We start from the raw sequence: 19,023 nt of genomic DNA on the forward strand, positions 1-19,023 counted from the left end.
ATGACTGGCACGGTTCTTACCCGCGGACTCCGGATAGCCGCCGCGCTGGCGCTCACCGCCGGGGCGCTCGCCGGTTGCAGCAGCGAAGGCAAGGGCACGCCGGCCTGGACGGCAGGGAGTCCGGGTGCCGGCTCGACGGCTTCCTCCACCGGTGCGTCGTCCCCGGCCGCCGCGTCAGGCGGCTCGGCCTCCGCGGGCGCCTCTGGTTCCGCAACCGCCTCCGCTGGTGCCACGGCGGCGGCCTGGAAAACGTACTCCGATCCCGGCAAGAACGTGAGTTTCGACCTGCCGCAGGAGTGGATTGCCCAGTCCGTCACCCCGGCGCAGGGCTCACTGCCGGGGGCGCTCAAGATCGAGGTCAAGGACGCGGACGGCCGGTACCTGGCCACGCTGCAGACCGGACTCCGGCCGCAGGCGGCGGCCGTCTGCAAGCCGGGGACGGCCAAGCCGTACGTGGTGGTCAGCAGCGTTCCGGTGGAACTGCCGCACCTCGGCGGGGAAGGAACCATCGACCCGCATGTGGTGTTCCGCGTGATCCAGGGCTACAAGTACTTCGGCTCGTACGGCATCACCAACGTGGTCGGCGGGGCGGGCGGCAAAGCCTGCGCCCTGCGGAACGTCGTGCGCGGCCCCGAAGGCAAGGGCGATTACTCCTTCGGCGACCTGCTTGAGCTCAAGGCGTTCGCTCCGGACCAGAAAGTCGCCCCGGCCCAGTCCTTTGACACTCTGGGCGAGGCGGACAAATACGTCAACGAGGGCTCGGAATTCGCCAATGTCCAGCGGATGCTAATGTCGCTGAAGATCAAAAACTAGTCCCCCCGCCGGCACCATGGCGGCCCGGGGACATTGCCCTCCCGCTGACAATCCAGCGGCTTCGCTCGCACCCTCCGGAGATTCATGGAACGCATCGTGTCCGCACGCCTGGCCTTCAAGACCGTGGCCGATACCAAGGTCGCGATGGCGGTCGCTGTAGCCCGCAACCCGGGCTACAGCGGATTCGAGGAGTCGCTGTCCGTGACGGCCGGAGGCGAAGACGTGCCCCTGACCGAGCTCTCGGACCACCACGGCGGTCGCTTCCACTACATGGAGTTCGCCGAACCCACCGAGGTGCTGGTGGAGTATGGCGCCACCGTCACCGGATCCGCCGTTCCGGAGGAACCCGGACTGATGGAGCTCATCCGCTACGTCCGGCCCAGCCGCTACGCCGAATCCGACCGGCTCCTCCCGACGGCGTACGCCGAGTTTGGCGGCCTCGACGGCGGGGAGCTCCTGCACGCCGTGCGGAACTGGGTCTTCAGCGAACTGCGCTATGTCAGCGGGTCCTCGCGCGGGACGGACGGCGCCGTCGAGACCCTGCTGCACCGGCGCGGTGTTTGCCGGGACTTTGCCCACCTGGCCATCTCGCTGCTGCGGTCCAAGAACGTCCCGGCGCGGCTGGCCGCGGTCTATGCTCCGGGGCTGAGCCCGATGGATTTCCATGCCGTGGCCGAAGCCCACGTCAACGGCGCCTGGCACGTCATCGATCCGACCGGCCTGGCGCCGCGGGAGAGCATGCTCCGGATTACGGCCGGCCGGGACTCCTCGGACACGGCCTTCCTGTCCACGGTGGGCGGCAGCCTCCTGCTGAAGGAACTGAAGGTCACCGCCACCGTCACCGGCGAGCTGCCGGTCGAGGACCCGGCGGCGCTGCTCGCCATCCGCTAGCAGCCGTTCCGCTGGGCTCGCCCAGGGGCCGACGGCGGAGCAGGACAGCTAGCGCGACGCCACCGAGGCCCGCAGCTTCTCCGTCAGGCGCAGCAGCTCGCGCTGTTCCTCGGCGGTGAGCGCCGGGCCCACCAGGGAGGCGATGTCGCGGACATGCTCCCGCCCGATCGCCTTTTGCAGTTCCCGCCCGGCTTCGGTGAGCCGGATGAGGACGCCGCGGCCGTCGTCGGGGGCGGGCCTGCGCTCCACGAGGCCGCGCTTTTCCAGCCGCTCCACCAGCCGGCTCAGGCTCGACTGGCTCAGCAGCACATGGTCGTTGAGCTCATTCTGGCGGAGCCAGCCGGACGGGCAGCGTGAGAGCGTGAACAGCACGTCGTACTCGTTGAGGGCCAGGGACTTGAAGGCAGGTCCTGCCTGCAGCCGGCGCATCACCGCGACCTGGGCCCGGAACAGGGACTCCCAGGTCTGCGCGGCGAGCCGCACCGGGGAGGCCGGGCTGGTGCCCGGTTCCGCCGGTGCCCCGGCCCGGCCGGCTTCCGCCGGCGCAGCCTTCGCGGACATCAGGCGTCCTGCGGGGCGGCCTCACGGACCGCCAGCGAGGCGGCCACGCGACCGGCGTGGGTGGGCGGCTCGGGAACGTGGGCCGGAGTCTTCTCGGCGTATTCCTTGCGGAGCACCGGCAGGACTTCCTCGCCGAACAGGTCCAGTTGCTCCAGGACGGTCTTCAGCGGCAGGCCGGCGTGGTCGATCAGGAACAGCTGGCGCTGGTAGTCGCCGAAGTACTCGCGGAAGGTCAGGGTCTTCTCGATGACTTCCTGCGGGCTGCCGACCGTCAGCGGGGTCTGCGAGGTGAAGTCTTCGAGCGAGGGGCCGTGGCCGTAGACGGGGGCGTTGTCGAAGTACGGGCGGAACTCCTTCACGGCGTCCTGCGAGTTCTTCCGCATGAAGAACTGTCCGCCGAGGCCCACAATCGCCTGGTCCGCCTTGCCGTGGCCGTAGTGCTCGTAGCGTTCGCGGTAGAGGCCGATCAGCTGCTGGTAGTGCTCCTTGGGCCAGAAGATGTTGTTGGCGAAGAAGCCGTCGCCGTAGTACGCCGCCACCTCAGCGATCTGCGGCGTGCGGATGGAGCCGTGCCAGACGAAGGGGGCAACGCCGTCGAGCGGGCGCGGCGTGGACGTGAAGTTCTGCAGCGGGGTGCGGTGCTTGCCGGACCAGTTGACCGTGTCCTCGTCCCAGAGCCGGCGCAGCAGCGAGTAGTTCTCGATCGCGAGTTCGATCCCGTCCTGGATGTTCTTGCCGAACCAGGGGTAGACCGGGGCGGTGTTGCCGCGGCCCAGGACCAGGTCCACCCGGCCGTCGGCGAGGTGCTGGAGCATCGCGAAGTCCTCGGCGATCTTCACCGGGTCATTGGTGGTGATCAGCGTGGTGGCCGTGGAGAGGATGATCCGCTCGGTCTGCGCCGCGATGTAGGCGAGCGTGGTGGTGGGGGAGGAGGAGAAGAACGGCCGGTTGTGGTGCTCGCCGATGGCGTAGACATCCATGCCGATTTCTTCGACCTTCTTGGCGATCGCAACCGAGGCCTTGATGCGCTCGTGTTCCGTGGGGGTGCGCCCCGTGGTGGGGTCGGTGGTGATATCGCTGACGCTGAATACGCCGATCTGCATGATGTGCCTTTCCGTGACCGGAGACTTCCGGGAGCTGTTTCTACTATAACCGATTTACATGCATTTGCATCTATCACCCTCTATAACGTCCGCCACGCCGGGATATTCCACGTCCTGCGGGGAGCGCGCGGGGCCCGGCTCTAGGATGCAATCAATCGGCTGGCCGCCAGATGCCCAGCCCGCCCGGAAGGTCGCGCCATGCGCCGCGTTGTCGCTTTTCTGTGCCTGGTGGAACTCACCAGCGGGATCCTGCAGGGCTACTACACCCCCATCCTCACCGACATCGCCCGGCACCTGGGGATCCACGACGCCGACGTCAACTGGTTCGAGGCCGCCCAGCTGACGGTCAGTGCCCTGGCCGTGCCGGTGCTCGCGAAACTGGGAGACCTGTACGGACATCGCAGGATCCTGCTCGTCTCCACCGTGCTCACCGCCGCCGCTTCTTGGGGCGTTGCGCTGGCGCCGGATTTCTGGACGTTCCTCGCGGCGTGGTCGTTGCAGGGCTTCTATGTGGTCTGGCTGCCGCTGGAAATCGCCCTCGTCTTCAGCCGGGTGCACGGGCTGCCCGACGGCGCCGCCCGCACCCGACGCGCGGCCGGGGCCCTTGTCGGCGCGCTGGAATTCGGCGTCATCGCCGGTGCCCTCGCGGCCGGTGCCCTCGTGGAAGCCTTCGCAGGGCAACTGCAGTTGGTGCTGATGCTTCCTGCCCTGGCAGTGACGGCGTGCTGGTTCGCGATCCGCTTCGGGGTGCCGGAATCCACCGAGCGCAGCGGCGGCCGGGTGGATACCCGCGGCTTCGCGTTGCTCGCCGTCGGGCTCCTGCTGATCACGTCCGGACTGACCTTCATGCGGCTGGGCGGCCCCGGGGCCTGGTGGGCCTGGGCGCTGGTCGCGGCCGGCCTGCTGGTCTTCGTTCCGTTCACCCGCGTCGAGCTGGGCCGCGGGGATCCGCTGGTGGACATCCGGATGCTGCGGTCCAAGTCCATGTGGCCGGTGCAGCTGACCGCGGGGCTGTTCGGGGTATCCGTGCTGGGCGCCCAGGCCCCGCTTTCCACCTTCGCCCGGACCGATCCTGCACTACACAGCTACGGGCTGGGGCTGCGCGCCGGCCAGGTCTCGATCATCATCGGCGTGTACGTGCTGGCGTTGCTGGTGGGGGCTTTGCTGTACCCCGTGGTGACGCGCCGGCTGACCCCGCGCTGGACCCTGGTGGGCGCGGCGACCTTGGTGGGGCTGGGCTACCTGCTCTTCCTGCCCTTCCACGGCAGCCTGGCCGAGGCCCTGGTCAACATGGCGGTGGCCGGCGTCGGCTCCGGGGCGCTCGTGGCGGCGCTGCCCTCGGCGGCGGCCGCTGCGGCGCCGCTGAACCGGACGGCGATGGCCACGGGCCTGACCAACACGACCAAGACCATCGGCGGGGCCTTCGCGTCGGCGGTGTTCGGCATTGCCCTACTCAACCACGTCCTGGCCGACGCTGGTTCTGCCGCCGCCGGGCAGACCGCGGCGCCGCTGGCGGGCTACCTCACGGTGTGGACCATCTGCGGGGTCACCGGACTGGCTGCGGCCGCAGCCCTGATGCTGGTACCCAAGCTGGCATTCTCCGACCCGGACCCCGCCCCCGCACACACCGCCGAATCGGCTTCCGCCCCCAACTAGCTCGCAGTTGTTGTCGTTTTGAGGGCCCAAAACGACAACAACTGCCAGCCAGTTGGGAAGGTCAACGCGGCCTCCAGCCCCGGTCCAGGAGCGCGGCGCGGACCTTCGACACCGCAGAGCGGGCGTCGTTGGCCATGTGGCGTTTGGACAACCGGACCAGCGTCCAGCCGCCCCGGCTGAAGTCTTCCTCGCGGGTGATGTCCCGGATCACCTGCCAGGCCTCGGAGTGCCCGTCGCCTTCGTATTCCACCGCCACCAGAAATTCCGGATACGCCAGATCGGGTTGACGCACGACGCCGTTGAGCAACTCCGTGCGCGGGTTCACCTCGGGTTCGGGCAGACCGGCCCGCGTCAGTGCAAGCCGCAGCCGGGTCTCTGGAGCCGAGTCCGCGCCGACCCGGGCCTGCTCCAAGGCGAGCCGGGCCTTCCGGATTCCGGGAGTGCCCTTGTGCCGGTCCAGCATCTCGGCCAGGTCCGCGATGCTGGCGTGGGGATCACTGCGGCCCTCCAGGTCAGCCCGCGGCACACGGATCAGATGGTCGGCCACCACGGTGAGTTCGTCCACCCCCATCAACCGGGACACATCGAGCCAGGTACGGACCCGCGTCGTCACGAGGAGGCCGCCGATACTCACGATCTCATCGGGGAAGAACTGACCGACGTGGCCGATCACGCCAGTCCGCCGGGGGATGGCCATGGAGTCAGGCCGCGACAGGTGGATGCCCGGATCATCCGCCCCCGGTAGGAATCCAGGCATCTCCCAGAGCCGGAATGCCGTGGCGTGCGAGGCGGCCGTGAATTCCGTAATCCGGGTGAAGGGCCGCACCAGTGGCTCCAGGTCGGGCGGCGTTTCCGCGGCGCAAGGAATCCGGATGCCACGGCTCGGCGATGCTAGCCCGCGGTGCCGGAGCCGGCGGTAGCTGACCCCGGCGTCGAGCGCCTCCTGGAAGGTGAAGGGCGCACGGGCAACCGGGTCCGGCAGGGGCTGCGGCGTCTTCATGGCCCCATGCTGGCAAATTCCGGCGGCACCCAGACGGTTATCCACAGGCCCGGGCCGCACGAACCCAACTAGCTCGCAGTAGTTGTCGTTTTGAGCGGGCAAAACGACAACTATTGCGAGCTAGTTGGGGAGGGGCGGGGGCGGGGCGGAATTTAGTTGCGGAGCGCCGGTGCCTCGTTCGGCTCGTCCGCCTCGTCCTGCTCATCGAGCCGGTCGACGGCGTCCGCGGCGTCCGACGGCGCGGGCTGGGCCCGGCGCCCGTGGGTGGCCTTGCCGCCGTTGGCCTTCTGCAGCGCCTTCCGTTCGCGCCGGCCCTCCACCAAGCGGTACAGCACGGGCACCAGGACCAGCGTCAGGGCGGTGGAGGAAATGAGGCCGCCGATCACCACAATGGCCAGCGGCTGCGAGATGAAGCCCCCGCCGCCGGTCAGTCCCAGAGCCATCGGGGTCAGCGCGAACACGGTGGCCAGCGCGGTCATCAGGATCGGCCGGAGGCGCTGGCGTGCGCCGTGCGTGATCGCGTCCGCCACGCTCATGCCGGGCTCGCCGTTGCGCGGCTGGCGGTACTGGTTGATCAGGTCGATCAGCACAATCGCGTTGGTCACCACAATTCCCACCAGCATCAGCATGCCGATCAGCGAAGGCAGCCCCAGCGGGACGCCCGTCACCAGCAGCAGCGCGATGGCGCCGGTGGCTGCGAACGGGATGGAGACCAGCAGGATCAGCGGCTGCACGAGGGATTTGAACGCGGCGACCATGATCACGTAAACGATCGCGATGGCGGCCAGCAGTGCCAGCCCCAGTTGGCCGAAGGACTCGGCCTGCTGCGTGGTGGCGCCGCCGATCTCTGCCGTGACGCCCGGCGGCAGCTGGACCGACTTGAGCCGGTCCTGCACCTCGGTGCTTACCGCACCCAGGTTTCCGCCCGACGGCGTGACGGAGACGCGAGCGGTCCGCTGGCCGTTGCTGGCCGTAATCGAGACCGGAACCTCCACCTGTTCCACGGAAGCGATCGAGGACAGCGGGACCGGGCCCCGCGCCGTCGGCAGCGGGAGGTCGCGCACGGCGCCGATGCTGGTGAAACGGGTGCCTTCGCCGATCCGGACCGGGAAGTCGTTTGTGCCGATGCGGACGGTGCCGGCCGGGACCGGACTGATCGTGGCGGCCAGGACGCCGGCGACCTGCTGTTCGTTCAGGCCCGCCGCAACGGCCTTGGCGCGGTCCACCTTGACCTGGACCACGGGCTGGCTCGCGGCCAGGTTGGTGCTGACCTCGGACGAGCCGGGAACCCCGTCCATGGCCTTGACCATGGCGTCGCTGGCGGTCTTGAGGTCGGCGGAACTGGCGGCCTTGAGCGTGATGTCGACAGTCGACGTCGTGCCGAATCCGCCCTGCTGCGAACCCACCGTGATCTTGCCGGCGTCGGAGATCTTGGCGAGCTCCTTGCGGACAGTGTCCTGCAGCTTGCCCTGGTTGGCTTTCTCCTCGGTCACGACGGTGAAGCTGGAATTCGCCGCCCCGGTGGACTGCAGGGCTGAGAAGCCGGACTGGGCGTTGCCGGTGGTGACCTGGACGTCCTTGATTCCGTCGATGCCGCGCAGGGCCTTCTCGACCTTGACGGCCGCGGCGCTGCCCTCCGCCAGGCTGGTGCCGGCCGGAAGGGCCTGCCGCACGCTCATGCTGTTTTCGCCGGAACGGCCCAGCAGGTCGGTTGCGAGCAGCGGCGACATCGCTGCGGTGCCGCCGAGGACCAAAACGGCCGCTACCAGGGTGATGACGGGGTGCCGCTGGGTCTTGGTCAGGATCGGGAGGTAGCCGCGCTGCAGGAAGCTGCGCTGCTCGGCCTCGTGGGCCTTCGCGGCGGTCTCGCGGGCTGAGGCTTCGGAAACGTAGGCGCCGGCCTTGTCCGCCGGGGTCCGCAGGAACCAGTACGCCAGCACCGGAACGATGGTCAGCGAGACCAGCAGCGAGGAGACCAAAGCAATCGTGACGGTGAGGGCGAAGGGCCGGAACAGCTCACCGGCGAGTCCGGCGACGAACGCGATCGGCAGGAAGACCGCCACCGTGGTAAGCGTGGACGCGGTGATTGCGCCGGCGACCTCGCGGATGGAGGTCAGGATGGCGGTGATTTTCTGCTCGCCGTAACTGAGGTGGCGCTTGATGTTCTCGATCACCACGATCGAGTCGTCCACCACGCGGCCAATCGCGATCGTCAGCGCGCCGAGGGTCAGGATGTTCAGCGAGTAGCCGGTCGCGGAGAGCCCGATGAAGGTGATCAGGAGGGACAGCGGGATGGACACGGCCGTGACCAGCGTGGAGCGCACCGAGAGCAGGAACAGCAAGATGACGGCGACGGCGAAGCCCAGACCCAGCAGGCCCTCCGTGGTGAGGTCCTTGATGGACTTCTCGATGAACGGCGCCTGGTCGAACACCGGGGTGAACTTGGCGTTGGACCCCAGTTCGGCCTCAAGCTGCGGGATGGCGTCCTTGACCGCGTGGGAGATGCCCACCGTGTCGCCCTCGGGCTTCTTGGTGACCGAGACGGCCAGCGTTTCCTTGCCGTTGGTGCGGGTGATCGAGGTGCGGGCGTCCTCGGTGATGCTGACGTCCGCCACGCTGCCGATTGTCGCGGCGTCGCGGGCGCCCCCCAGCGGCAGGGCCTTGATCGCGTCAAGGGAATCCACCGGGCTGCCGATCTGCAGCGAGAGCGTCTTGCCCTGCTCCTCGATACTGCCGGCCGGAACCAGGCTGCCGTTGTTCTTCAGCGCCTCGGAGATGGACGCGATGGTGGTGCCGGAGGCGGCCATGGCCGCCGGCCGCGGCAGGATCTTGATGTGCTGGGTGGCCCCGCCGGTTACTTCGGCGCCGCGCACGCCGTCGAGCTTCTGCAGCCGCGGCACACTCAGGCGGGCCAGGTCCGCGTTGAGTTCGCTCAACGGCTTGTCCGAGGAGACCGCAAGATAGACGATCGGGAAGTCGCTGATGCTGCCGGCGATCGCCTGCGGCTGGACGTCCTTCGGCAGCGCCTGCTTCGCGTTGGAGATGGCGCGGTCGATCTGGTTCCGGGCACGGTCCAGGTTGGAGCCGTAGGTGAACGCCAGGGTGATCTGCGAAACGCCGTTGCGCGACGTCGACGACGTCGACTCCAGCCCCTCGACGCCGTTGAGCGCCGTCTCCAGCGGCCCGCTGACCTGCTTGTCTACGACTTCCGGAGAGGCCCCGGGCATCGAGGTGATGACCGTGATCTGCGGGAACTCGATGGACGGGATGAGCTCCTGCTTGAGCGAGGTCATCGTGATTACGCCGAAGACCGACGCGAAGACGGTGATCAGCGCGATCAGCGCCCGGTTTCCTAGCGAAAGCTTGGCCAGCCGGAACATCTCATGGTCTCCTGATGGGTCGACGGAGGTACGTCACAGCGTGACGTCACAGGGATTGAACGTGCCGCAACCCGGAAGAGTTTCAGCGGGTGGCGCTGATCGGCTCCAGCTGGAGTGCCGCGGCCGTCTCGGCCTCGAGCTTGGCGGCGAGGTCCGGGTTCTCGTTGAGCTTGATGCCGTAGCCCGGCATCATCTCCTTGAGCTTGGACTGCCAGCCCTTGAAGTTCTTGGGGAAGGACTTCTGGAGCAGCTCGATCATGATCGGCACGGCCGTGGAGGCACCCGGGGAGGCGCCAAGCAGGGCGCCGATGGTGCCGTCGCGGCCGGCGATGACCTCGGTGCCGAACTGCAGCACGCCGCCCTTCTTCGGATCCTTCTTGATGATCTGCACCCGCTGGCCGGCGGTGATGAGCTCCCAGTCGCCGTCCTTGGCCTCCGGGTAGTACTCCCGCAGGGCCTCGACCTTGGCTCCGTGCCGCTTGGCGACTTCCTTAACCAGGTATGCGGTGAGATCCATGTTGTCCTTGGCCACGGCAAGCATCGGAATGATGTTGGAGGGCCGGATGGACAGCGGCAGGTCCATGTAGGAGCCGTTCTTCAGGAAGTTCGTGGAGAAACCGGCGTACGGGCCGAACAGCAGTGAGCGCTTGCCGTTGACGAACCGGGTGTCCAAGTGCGGGACGGACATGGGCGGGGCGCCGACGGAGGCCTGGCCGTAAACCTTGGCGCTGTGCTGGCCGGCGAGGGTCTCGTCCGTGCAGCGGAAGAACTGGCCCGAGACCGGGAAGCCGCCGAAGCCCTTGCTTTCCGGGATGCCGGAGGCCTGCAACAGGTGCAGCGCACCGCCGCCGGCGCCGACAAAGACGAACTTCGCGTGGATCGAGCCGTGCTCGCCGGAGCGCGGGTGCTTGAGTGCAAGGTCCCAGCCGCCGTCGGAGGCACGCTTGATGCCGGTGACGTCGTGGCCGTAGTTGGTTTCCACACCGTTGTTGGCGAGGTAGCCGGTCAGTTCGCGGGTCAGGGCGCCGAAGTCGACGTCGGTGCCTTCGGCGGCGCGGGTGGCGGCGATGTGCTGCTTCGGATCGCGGCCCTTGACGATCAACGGTGCCCACTTGGCGATCTGGGCGTGGTCCTCGGAGTACTCCATCGAGCGGAACAGGGGGTTCGGCTTGAGCGCCTCGTAGCGGGTGCGCAGGAACTTGACGTTGGCGTCGCCGACCACGAAGCTCATGTGCGGCACGGTGTTGATGAAGCCCTTGGGGGAACCGATCAGGTTGTTGGTGACCAGGTGGGACCAGAACTGGCGGGAAAGCTGGAACTGCTCGTTGATGTGCAGGGCCTTCGCTGGGTCCACCGAGCCGTCTTTGGCTGCGGGGGAGTAGTTAAGCTCACACAGGGCGGCGTGGCCGGTGCCGGCGTTGTTCCACGGATCGGAGCTTTCAAGCCCCGGCTGGTCCAGGCGCTCGAAGAGCGAAATGGTCCAGTTCGGCTCAAGCTGCTTCAGGAAGGCGCCCAGCGTGGCGCTCATGATGCCGCCGCCAATCAGGACGACGTCGGCATGTTGGGTCTTGGAAATGAAAGTCACAATCAGTCTCCGATAGCAGCGGCTCTGGCTGTCACAGAATATCCCCGCACGGCCCACTAACTGAAATTGGGCCGTCCCGTCAAGGCTTTAGTTCGACGTTCGTGAAAACTTCGTTCAGGACCGGCGACGCTGGGTACTTCAGCACCCGGTCTGACAGAGCCAGTGCCGAGATTGGGAACGCAATCGGCACGGCGGGCACGGTCGCGGCAATCTGCGCATTGATGGTCTGGTACTGCTCTGTCCGGTCCTTGCCGTCCGGCAGGCCCCGGGCGCGGGAGATTTTCGAGAACACCTGGGGGTCCTGGTAGCCGAACTCACCGGTATTTTCACCAAAAAGCGGGCCCACGAAGTTATCGGGATCCGCGTAGGACCCGTTCCAGCCGAGCAGATGCAGTGCGTGGTCGCCGGGGGAGGTCACCTTCTGGAGGTAGCCGTCGGACCATTCGACCGGAACGGGTTTGATGTTGAGCCCGACGGCGGTGAGCTGGCGGCTGATCTCCGCGTAGACCTTTTCCGGGGTCGGCAGGTAGGGCCGGGTGACGTTGAGCGGGTAGTAGAACTTCAGTTCCTCACCCTTGTAGCCGGACTCGGCGAGGAGCTCCTTGGCCTTGTTCTGGTCGTAGCCCAGGGAGGGTGCGTTGTTGTTGAAGCCGCTCAGCTTCGGCGGGACGAATTGCGAGGCCGCGGCGGTGTTGTCAATGAAGAACTTCCGGATCAAGGTGTCCTTGTCCAGGGCCATCTCGATCGCCTGGCGGACCTTGAGCTTCCGCAGCACCGGGACTTCCTGGTTCATGCCCAGGTACATGACGGAGAAGGGATCGCGCTGGATGATCTGTTTGCCGCGCTTGACCAGCTGGTCGAAGTTGCCCACGGTCACGGAATCGTAGGCATCGATTTTCCCGTCAAGCAGGGCCTGAAGCCGGGCCTGCGGGTGGTCGTAGGTGACGAAGTTGATGGTCCCGATCTGGCCCTTGTCGCCCCAGTAGCGCCTGTTGCTGTTCAGGGTGACGGTGTTGTTGTCCCAGGAGTCGAAGACGTAGGGGCCGGTGCCTACAGGGTGCAGGGCGTAGGCGGACACCGGCTGGCCTTCGCGCTTTTGGTTCAGCACGTCGGCCGACTGTGCGGCCAGGGCGTGCGGCGAGGAGATCGCGAAGGCGGGCAGGGTGAGCGCCTGGAGGAACCCGGTGAAGGGCTGGGTGAGATCGATCCGGACGCTGTTTGCCGCCAGCGCGGTGCAGCCCTTGTAGATGGACAGCGACGCCTGGTCCGCGTGCGCCATAAACACACCCTTGAAGGTGCTGCCGGGTGCCTGCTTGCGGAGGGCGGCGGGGAAGTTGAACCAGCGCTTGAAATTTGTGCACACGGCCGCCGCATTAAAGGCCGTGCCGTCCTGGAACTTCACGTTCTCGCGGAGCTTGAAGGTGTAGGCGCGGCCGTCGTCGCTGGTCGTCCATTCGGTAGCCAGCAGGGGTGTTGGCTTGCCGCTGGTCTGGTCGACGCCGATCAGGCCCTCGAGGATCTGGCGGGTGATGCGGTAGGAGTCGACGTCGGACACCAGGGCCGGATCCAGGCCGAGCGGGCGCGAGGCGGTGCCAAAGGTGAAAGTGGCGGTGGGCCCGGCGTCGGACGCGCTGGCGGAGGTGGGCGAGGGTGCGGGGCCCGGCGCTCCGGTGCACGAGGCCAGCGGCAGCAGGAGCAGGACCGCGCCGAAGCCGGCCGCGATGCGGCGCAACGCCCTGCGGGGGCCGGTGCTGATGGGCGCGGTACTGCTGGGCACTGAAGGAATCACCTCTGGGAACTTGTTGGCCGCCGGCTGCGGAACAGCCCCAGTCTAGTTGACCCGCCCGGAGGGAACAGGCGAAGGCCCGCACCGTCCGGTGCGGGCCTTCGTTTCTCCAGGTGGATCCAGGGAGTCAGGCTGGATCCGGGTCAGGAGGTCTTGGTGATGCCTACTTGGGCATCAGGACCGAGTCGACCATGTAGACCGTGGCGTTGGCGGTCTTGACGCCACCGCAGACCACGTTGGCGCCGTCGACCTTGAGAGCGTCCTTGCTGCCGGTGACGGTCACGGAACCGCCCTGGACGGTCTTGTGGGTGCCCACGATTTCAGACGGGCTGATCTTGCCGGGCACTACGTGGTAGGTGAGGATCTTGCTCAGCAGGGCATCGTCCGTCTTGAGCTTGTTGATGGTGGCGGCGTCGATCTTCTTGAACGCGTCATCCGTCGGAGCGAAGACAGTGAATTCGCTGCCGTTCAGGGTGTCCACCAGGTTGACCTTGGGGTTGAGCTTGCCCGAGACGGCGGCCGTCAGGGTGGTCAGAATCGGGTTGTTGGAGGCGGCTACGGCCACCGGGTCCAGCGCCATGCCGGCGACGGAACCCTTACCGTCGGGAACCTGCGAGGCGTAGGCGGCGCAACCGGAGCCGACGAGGTCCGCTGCCGGGTCCATCGCTGCGGCGGAGGAGCTCATGGACGGTGACGGGGCCATGCTGGAAGACATGGCGGACTCCGACGGCGTGGAAGCGGGAGCCGAGGAGCTGGATCCCGTGCTGGAACCGCCGCAGGCAGTGAGGCTGAGCATGGCTGCAGCAGCGATACCTGCAACGGCGAAAGTCGTGCGCTTGATGGTCTGCATTTCGATTCTCCTTTGTTGTGCCGATTTCATTGCCTGCAGCGACGTTTTTGCCGCTGTGGCCTTTCTCCGACTGTCGGGCACCGACCCTTGGTTGGTGTCTCAATGGGTATTCGCGGGCTTGGCGGAAAGAGATGGGTGGGAATCGAAATTCTTTTTCGGAACCGGTTCAGGGCGGCGGGGCGGGCGGGCGGCTTCGCCGGGATTCCGGGCTTTTTGGCGGGTGCGGGAGGGGCGGTCCCCGGTTTAGTTCCAGAGTTAAACAGCAAAACCCCGGTCCGACGACCGGGGTTTTGCATTGTGCGCAAGGGGGGACTTGAACCCCCACGCCCGAAGGCACAGGAACCTAAATCCTGCGTGTCTGCCAATTTCACCACTCGCGCGCGGCGCCGTCGTTCGCGGGCCCGAAAGACCCTCGACGGCGGATGCCAGGCACCAGTCTACAGTTCTGCCCCGCAGCCCGGCGCCGGGGCCGAACTGCGGGGCAGGGCAGCTAGGCGTCCAGCTTCAGGTCGCGGAGCAGCTTGGCGACGTGGCCGGTAGCGCGCACGTTGTACTGCGCCAGGGTGACTTTGCCGTCCGGACCGACCACCACGGTGGAACGGATCAGGCCCTCATAGGTGCGGCCGTAGTTTTTCTTCTCACCCCATGCCGCGTACGCCTCGGCCACCGCGTGGTCCGGATCGGAGAGCAGCGGGAAGCTGAGTCCTTCGGCCGCCGCGAAGCCCGCGAGCTTCGCGACCGGATCGGGGGAGATGCCGACGACGTCATAGCCCGCACCCTGCAGGGCCGCCAGTGAGTCTCGGAAGTCGCAGGCCTGCTTGGTGCAGCCCGGCGTGGCAGCCGCCGGATAGAAGTAGACCACCGTGTTCCGGCCGCGGAAGTCCTGCAGGCCGACCTCGCGTCCGGCCGAGTCCAACAGCTGGAAGTCCGGCGCGTCGTCTCCGGGAACGAGTCGTTCAGGCATGTTTATCTCCTTGACAATTTTAGGGAATTCCAGCCTAGTGAGCCCGGGCGCGGCCCACGAATCGCACAATCGCTATACTCTTTGGTATGCCTGATATGGATCGCTGGCCCACGGGCCGCCTATTGTCCACGGCAGCACGCCTTGTAGAACACTCCTGGAACGAGAAGCTGGGGGCCATTGGCCTGACCCATGCCGGGGTCATTGCGATGGAAGTGCTCTCCGCTCAAGGACCCATGACCCAAGCGCAATTGGCGCAATTGGTCCGCGTCCAAGCCCAGACCATGGGCAAAACCCTGAGCCGGCTTGAAGCCCACGGTCACATCTCCAGGGAGCGCAGCGCCTCGGACCGCCGCAGCCACGTCGTCACCCTGACGGACCGCGGCCGCGAAGCCGTCGTTGCGGCCGCGGACATGGAGCGCTCGGTGCTCGCCGCCGCTTCGATCGATCCCGACTCCCTGCGGCACGAGCTGCAGTCCGTGGTCCGGGAACTGGCCAACCGCATGACCACGACGGAAGCGAAGGCGATCGTCACAGCGGTGGAGCCTACTGTGTCCGCCGAAGCCAACTAGGCCGCGGTCGCCCACTGGCGCCGACTAGTTAGGGCACTGCCGGCGCTTGCTCCGGACCCCGATAGCCCGGCGCGGGAAACAAGTAGCCACTACTGGGTTCAAGCCGGCCCTGCTGGGCGAGCATGAGGTCATGACAAGGTACGTCCTCGAAGCCAGGTCCCTGGAACATCACTGCCAGTGCTGCGGCGAATACGCCACAACTGTGTTCTGTGAGGGCTGCGACCCTCACGAAGAGGCGCCGGCGAAATCCTAGCCGCTGTTCGCCGGCAGCCGGTCCCGCCGCAACGTGAGTCCCGCGTTTGACGCGGGGCTGCATAGGGCTGTTCCCTGATCCAGCCCACCCCGTGTCCTGACCCCTCCCCGGGTGGAGGCTCGCATAAGGTTTTCCTATGGAAACGGTGCCACCGCCTGAGCTGGAAGGGCAGACCTCGATCAACGAGCTGCTCGACGAGCCGCTCGGCACTGAACCGATCCAGCTCGCGTTGCCCATCCATTTCCAGCTGGCGGCAGCCGGTCGGCGCTAGGCCCGGGCCAGCGCCGTAAGGGCGCGAGCTGTCCGGAAATCCCGAGGCGCCGATCCGTGGAACGTAGGATGTCTAGGATGCGAACGCGTAAGAGTGCCTCTTGGGCTGTCACGGCCCTGGCTGTCCTTGCCCTGGTTGCCTCCACTGCCCTCGCTATCGCCGCCCCGGCCGACGCCGAACCCTGCGGTCCGGTCGTGTTGATCCCCCTGGGCCGATGCGAGCCCTCGGCCACCCCCACCCCCACCCCGACGCCGTCGAGCACCGTCAAGCCCCCGGCTACGGCTCCGGCAGCACCGTCGGCACCGCCGGCCGCTCCGGCCGCTCCGGCACCCTCGTCCGCCGCACCCTCCAGCCCGACACCGGCCCCCTCCGCGAAAACCGCCGTCCGGGCGGCGCCCTCCAAGGCCCCGGTCCAGGGATCGGGCGCGGCCTCGGTCCCGGCCGGGGCCACTGCTACGCCCTCTGCGGCGGAGGGAACGCCGTCGTCGCCGCAATCCGCCGTTTCGGAGGCCCCCGCGGTCGTTGCGCAGGTTTCACAGGGCCGCGGTCCTGAACTGCGCGCGGGGGCGTTCCTGCTGGCGGCCGGAGGCCTGCTCCTGTCAGCCTGGGCACTTTTGGGGCTCAGGCGCCGCGGGGACCGGGCTCCCTAGTAAGGTCCCGGACAGCGTCGCGCGCCCCGCTCACAGGTTAGGAAGTTGCTGTCTGCACCGGCAGGAAACGCGCAGGAAAGACCAAGGGCTCCCGCAATTTGCGGCGAGACCCGATGCTTCTGGGTTAAAGTTCTTTCGGAGACCCGGGGCTGGTTGAGCGCGTACGTTTCCCGCTCTCGCCCGTCCGCCGGCCGACGCCGGCCATGCCCTGAGGACCCGCATGACCACAAGGCGTCTTTCCACGGCCGTCGCATCACTGGGCGCGGGCGCCGTCCTGCTCGGCACCCTCTTCGCCTTCCCGGCCGCAGCGGCTACGGATCCAGCCATCGATTCACGCCAGGTCGCCTCCCCCTTGACTGCCTCGGCGCCCCCCGCGGGGGCCAGCGGCCGCTTCGTCGTGAAGTTCAAGACCGGAACCGCCGGAACGGTCAACGCCCGGGCCAAGGCTTACGGTCAGGCGGCCAGGAGCTCGGGCGTCTCCGTCAAGGAGCTGCACGCCACGGCACGCGGGGCGGCCGTCGTCCAGGCCGACGGCGCGCTGACCCCTCGGGGGAGCGACAAAGTCCTCGCCTCCCTGCGCGTCCAGTCCAACGTCGAATACGCCGAGCCAGACACCTTCGTCCGCCCGGCATCAACCCCGAACGATCCGCTGTACCCGCAGCAATGGGACCTGTCCGAAGACACTGCAGGGATGCGCGTGCCCGCGGCCTGGGACACCACTTCCGGCCTGGGCGCCGTTGTGGCCGTCATCGATACCGGCATCACGCCCCACAGCGACCTGACGAACGTCCTCCCGGGCTACGACTTCATCTCCGACAGCACTAAGTCGAACGACGGGGACGGCCGCGACGGCGATGCCAGCGACGCAGGGGACTCCTGCAACGGCTCATCGTCGTCCTGGCACGGAACCCACGTCGCCGGGACGATCGGGGCGGCGGCCAACAACGGCCTCGGCATCGCCGGCGTCGCCTACTCCGCCAAGATCCTCCCGGTCCGGGCCCTCGGCACTTGTGGCGGCTACCTTAGCGACATCGCCGACGCCGTCGTCTGGGCCGCCGGGGGAACCGTTACGGGAGTCCCGGCCAACGCGAACCCCGCCAGGGTCATCAACATGTCCCTGGGCGGATCCGGCCAGTGCGGCAGCTACTTCCAGTCCGCACTCGACTACGCCGCCGCGCAGGGCGTCACCGTCGTCGCTGCCGCCGGCAACGAGAATTCACCCGCCTCCGGCTCCACCCCGGCCAACTGCAACAACATCATCACCGTCGGCGCGACCGGACGTGAAGGCAACAAGGCCTACTACTCCAACTACGGTCCCGAGGTCGACGTCAGCGCCCCCGGCGGCGACAGCTCCACCGGCCGGGCCAACACCATCCTCTCGACCTGGAACAATGGCACCACCGTGCAGGGCTCCGAAACGTACGGCTACATGCAGGGCACGTCGATGGCCGCGCCGCACGTGGCCGGCGTCGCGGCCCTCATGCTGTCCGCGGACCCGGCCCTCACCCCGGCCCAGGTCGAGACAATCCTCAAGGAGACGGCCAGGCCGCTGCCGGGCACCTGCAGCACAGGAGGCTGCGGCAACGGTCTAGTGGACGCGGCCGCCGCCGTCGGCTCCGTACTGCCAAGTGCCGTCCCCTACATCACGGCCGGCGTGCCGCGGATCGACGGGGACGCCGTCGTCGGACACGCGCTTACGGTTTCGGCGGGAACGTGGTCGCCCGAAGGAGCCTCACTGAGCTACCAGTGGAGGCGCGACGGCGTCGCGATCCCCGGCGCCACGGCCGTGACCTACCCGGCCGCGGCCACGGACGCAGGCGCCCTGTTGAGCGTCACGGTGACCGGCTCCGCCGACGGCTACAACCCGAGTGCGGCCACCACCAGTCCCGTCGTAGTGGTCCCGCAGCCCTCCCTCTCGGGGACGGCCAGGGTCGGCTCGACGCTGGCGGCCGGCCCCCAGGACTGGCCGGCCGACGTGGCACGCCAGTACCAATGGGTCCGGTCCGGCGTAGCGGTCAGCGGGGCTACCGGGACCCATTACACCCTCGGAGCCGGCGACCTTGGCCAGACCCTGAAGGTCCGGGTGACGGCATCGTGGCCCGACCAGAGATCGGCCACCCTTGACTCGCCTTCGTCGGCTGCCGTGGCGCGCGGTACCCTTACCGGCCCGACACCAATGATCAGCGGCACCCGCAAGGTGGGCTACACGCTCACAGCGGTGACGGGCACCTGGACTGCCGGCACGTTCCTGAAGTACCAGTGGTACCGCTCCGGTCTTCCCATCAGCCGGGCCACCGGGCCCAAGTACACCCTCGGGGCCGCCGATCAGGGGAAAATCATGCGGCTGCGGGTCGGCGGGATCAAGGCGGGGTACACCACCATCGTGAAGGATTCCGCCACGACCGGTGCCATCGCGGCGGGAACACTTGTTTCCACGCGGCCCTGGATCTCCGGTTCCGCCCGCTACGGGTACACGCTGACCGCCAACACGGGCACCTGGACCGCCGGCACTGCTTTCCGCTACCAGTGGTACCGGTCCGGCGCGGCAATCTCCGGTGCCACCGGCCGCTACTACCGGATCATCTGGGCTGACCGCTACGACGTCATGAGTGTGCGCGTTGTGGGCTCGAAGGCCGGCTACACCAGCCTGGCCCGGTACTCGGGGTACAGCGCCCCCGTCCCGTAAACCCC

At 67.8% G+C, this 19,023-nt stretch carries 15 protein-coding genes and 1 tRNA gene; 7 read left to right on the top strand and 9 right to left on the bottom strand.

What is annotated here, in order from left to right:
- Entirely contained in the window at positions 1–813 is an 813-nt protein-coding gene (locus tag AC1DB8_RS13825; RefSeq protein ID WP_476893348.1) for a hypothetical protein, read from the top strand.
- Between the two features lie 84 nt (positions 814–897).
- Positions 898–1,704 (top strand): transglutaminase-like domain-containing protein, encoded by an 807-nt coding sequence (locus tag AC1DB8_RS13830; protein ID WP_441417412.1) that lies wholly within the window; start codon positions 898–900, stop codon positions 1,702–1,704.
- 48 nt (positions 1,705–1,752) lie between these two features.
- On the opposite strand, the gene AC1DB8_RS13835 is transcribed toward AC1DB8_RS13830, so the two are convergent.
- Both AC1DB8_RS13835 and AC1DB8_RS13840 read right to left on the bottom strand, forming a co-directional pair.
- Positions 1,753–2,265 carry a MarR family winged helix-turn-helix transcriptional regulator gene (locus AC1DB8_RS13835; RefSeq protein ID WP_476893349.1) on the bottom strand — a complete coding sequence of 171 codons (513 nt, stop codon included), beginning with the start codon at positions 2,263–2,265 and terminating at the stop codon, positions 1,753–1,755.
- The gene (locus AC1DB8_RS13840; protein WP_476893350.1) at positions 2,265–3,368 is read right to left on the bottom strand and encodes an LLM class flavin-dependent oxidoreductase; all 1,104 of its coding nucleotides are present in this window, start codon (positions 3,366–3,368) and stop codon (positions 2,265–2,267) included. The genes AC1DB8_RS13835 and AC1DB8_RS13840 overlap by 1 nt, the downstream gene beginning before the upstream one ends.
- A 198-nt stretch (positions 3,369–3,566) precedes the next feature.
- Between AC1DB8_RS13840 and AC1DB8_RS13845 the strand changes: the two genes are divergently transcribed.
- Positions 3,567–5,024, top strand: a complete 1,458-nt coding sequence (locus AC1DB8_RS13845) for an MFS transporter (protein WP_441417415.1) — start codon at positions 3,567–3,569, stop codon at positions 5,022–5,024.
- A gap of 61 nt (positions 5,025–5,085) precedes the next feature.
- On the opposite strand, the gene AC1DB8_RS13850 is transcribed toward AC1DB8_RS13845, so the two are convergent.
- From AC1DB8_RS13850 to bcp, 7 genes are all read right to left on the bottom strand, one after another.
- Positions 5,086–6,024, bottom strand: coding sequence for an endonuclease domain-containing protein (locus AC1DB8_RS13850; protein WP_476893351.1), 939 nt, complete (start codon positions 6,022–6,024; stop codon positions 5,086–5,088).
- Between the two features lie 152 nt (positions 6,025–6,176).
- Positions 6,177–9,404: an efflux RND transporter permease subunit gene (locus AC1DB8_RS13855; protein ID WP_476893352.1), complete on the bottom strand. Its 3,228-nt coding sequence runs from the start codon at positions 9,402–9,404 to the stop codon at positions 6,177–6,179.
- An 82-nt stretch (positions 9,405–9,486) separates the two neighbouring features.
- Positions 9,487–10,989, bottom strand: a complete 1,503-nt coding sequence (locus AC1DB8_RS13860; RefSeq protein ID WP_476893353.1) for a malate:quinone oxidoreductase — start codon at positions 10,987–10,989, stop codon at positions 9,487–9,489.
- Between the two features lie 79 nt (positions 10,990–11,068).
- On the bottom strand, positions 11,069–12,721 hold the full coding sequence (locus AC1DB8_RS13865) for an ABC transporter substrate-binding protein (protein WP_476893374.1): 1,653 nt from the start codon (positions 12,719–12,721) through the stop codon (positions 11,069–11,071).
- Positions 12,722–12,938: 217 nt separating this feature from the next.
- The gene (locus AC1DB8_RS13870) at positions 12,939–13,625 is read right to left on the bottom strand and encodes a fasciclin domain-containing protein (RefSeq protein ID WP_441417419.1); all 687 of its coding nucleotides are present in this window, start codon (positions 13,623–13,625) and stop codon (positions 12,939–12,941) included.
- Between the two features lie 298 nt (positions 13,626–13,923).
- Positions 13,924–14,005: transfer RNA gene (locus tag AC1DB8_RS13875), tRNA-Leu, on the bottom strand.
- Between the two features lie 110 nt (positions 14,006–14,115).
- Positions 14,116–14,589, bottom strand: a complete 474-nt coding sequence (gene bcp, locus AC1DB8_RS13880; protein WP_441417420.1) for a thioredoxin-dependent thiol peroxidase — start codon at positions 14,587–14,589, stop codon at positions 14,116–14,118.
- Positions 14,590–14,684: 95 nt separating this feature from the next.
- On the opposite strand from bcp, the gene AC1DB8_RS13885 reads away from it, so the two are divergent.
- The 4 genes from AC1DB8_RS13885 (at position 14,685) to AC1DB8_RS13900 (ending at position 19,018) form a co-directional block, all read left to right on the top strand.
- Positions 14,685–15,158 carry a MarR family winged helix-turn-helix transcriptional regulator gene (locus tag AC1DB8_RS13885; protein ID WP_476893375.1) on the top strand — a complete coding sequence of 158 codons (474 nt, stop codon included), beginning with the start codon at positions 14,685–14,687 and terminating at the stop codon, positions 15,156–15,158.
- Between the two features lie 389 nt (positions 15,159–15,547).
- Entirely contained in the window at positions 15,548–15,682 is a 135-nt protein-coding gene (locus tag AC1DB8_RS13890; protein WP_441417421.1) for a hypothetical protein, read from the top strand.
- Positions 15,683–15,759: 77 nt separating this feature from the next.
- Positions 15,760–16,332, top strand: coding sequence for a hypothetical protein (locus tag AC1DB8_RS13895; RefSeq protein WP_476893354.1), 573 nt, complete (start codon positions 15,760–15,762; stop codon positions 16,330–16,332).
- Between the two features lie 220 nt (positions 16,333–16,552).
- Positions 16,553–19,018: a S8 family serine peptidase gene (locus tag AC1DB8_RS13900; protein WP_476893355.1), complete on the top strand. Its 2,466-nt coding sequence runs from the start codon at positions 16,553–16,555 to the stop codon at positions 19,016–19,018.
- Positions 19,019–19,023: the final 5 nt, after the last annotated feature.

The organism is Arthrobacter sp. 10N410, assembly GCF_056394945.1.

Bases quoted from the DNA above. Each gene is read 5' to 3' on its own strand.
- AC1DB8_RS13825 (WP_476893348.1), top strand. From the start codon at position 1: ATGACTGGCACGGTTCTTACCCGCGGACTCCGGATAGCCGCCGCGCTG.
- AC1DB8_RS13830 (WP_441417412.1), top strand. From the start codon at position 898: ATGGAACGCATCGTGTCCGCACGCCTGGCCTTCAAGACCGTGGCCGAT.
- AC1DB8_RS13835 (WP_476893349.1), bottom strand. From the start codon at position 2,265: ATGTCCGCGAAGGCTGCGCCGGCGGAAGCCGGCCGGGCCGGGGCACCG.
- AC1DB8_RS13840 (WP_476893350.1), bottom strand. From the start codon at position 3,368: ATGCAGATCGGCGTATTCAGCGTCAGCGATATCACCACCGACCCCACC.
- AC1DB8_RS13845 (WP_441417415.1), top strand. From the start codon at position 3,567: ATGCGCCGCGTTGTCGCTTTTCTGTGCCTGGTGGAACTCACCAGCGGG.
- AC1DB8_RS13850 (WP_476893351.1), bottom strand. From the start codon at position 6,024: ATGAAGACGCCGCAGCCCCTGCCGGACCCGGTTGCCCGTGCGCCCTTC.
- AC1DB8_RS13855 (WP_476893352.1), bottom strand. From the start codon at position 9,404: ATGTTCCGGCTGGCCAAGCTTTCGCTAGGAAACCGGGCGCTGATCGCG.
- AC1DB8_RS13870 (WP_441417419.1), bottom strand. From the start codon at position 13,625: ATGCAGACCATCAAGCGCACGACTTTCGCCGTTGCAGGTATCGCTGCT.
- bcp (WP_441417420.1), bottom strand. From the start codon at position 14,589: ATGCCTGAACGACTCGTTCCCGGAGACGACGCGCCGGACTTCCAGCTG.
- AC1DB8_RS13885 (WP_476893375.1), top strand. From the start codon at position 14,685: ATGGATCGCTGGCCCACGGGCCGCCTATTGTCCACGGCAGCACGCCTT.
- AC1DB8_RS13890 (WP_441417421.1), top strand. From the start codon at position 15,548: ATGGAAACGGTGCCACCGCCTGAGCTGGAAGGGCAGACCTCGATCAAC.
- AC1DB8_RS13895 (WP_476893354.1), top strand. From the start codon at position 15,760: ATGCGAACGCGTAAGAGTGCCTCTTGGGCTGTCACGGCCCTGGCTGTC.
- AC1DB8_RS13900 (WP_476893355.1), top strand. From the start codon at position 16,553: ATGACCACAAGGCGTCTTTCCACGGCCGTCGCATCACTGGGCGCGGGC.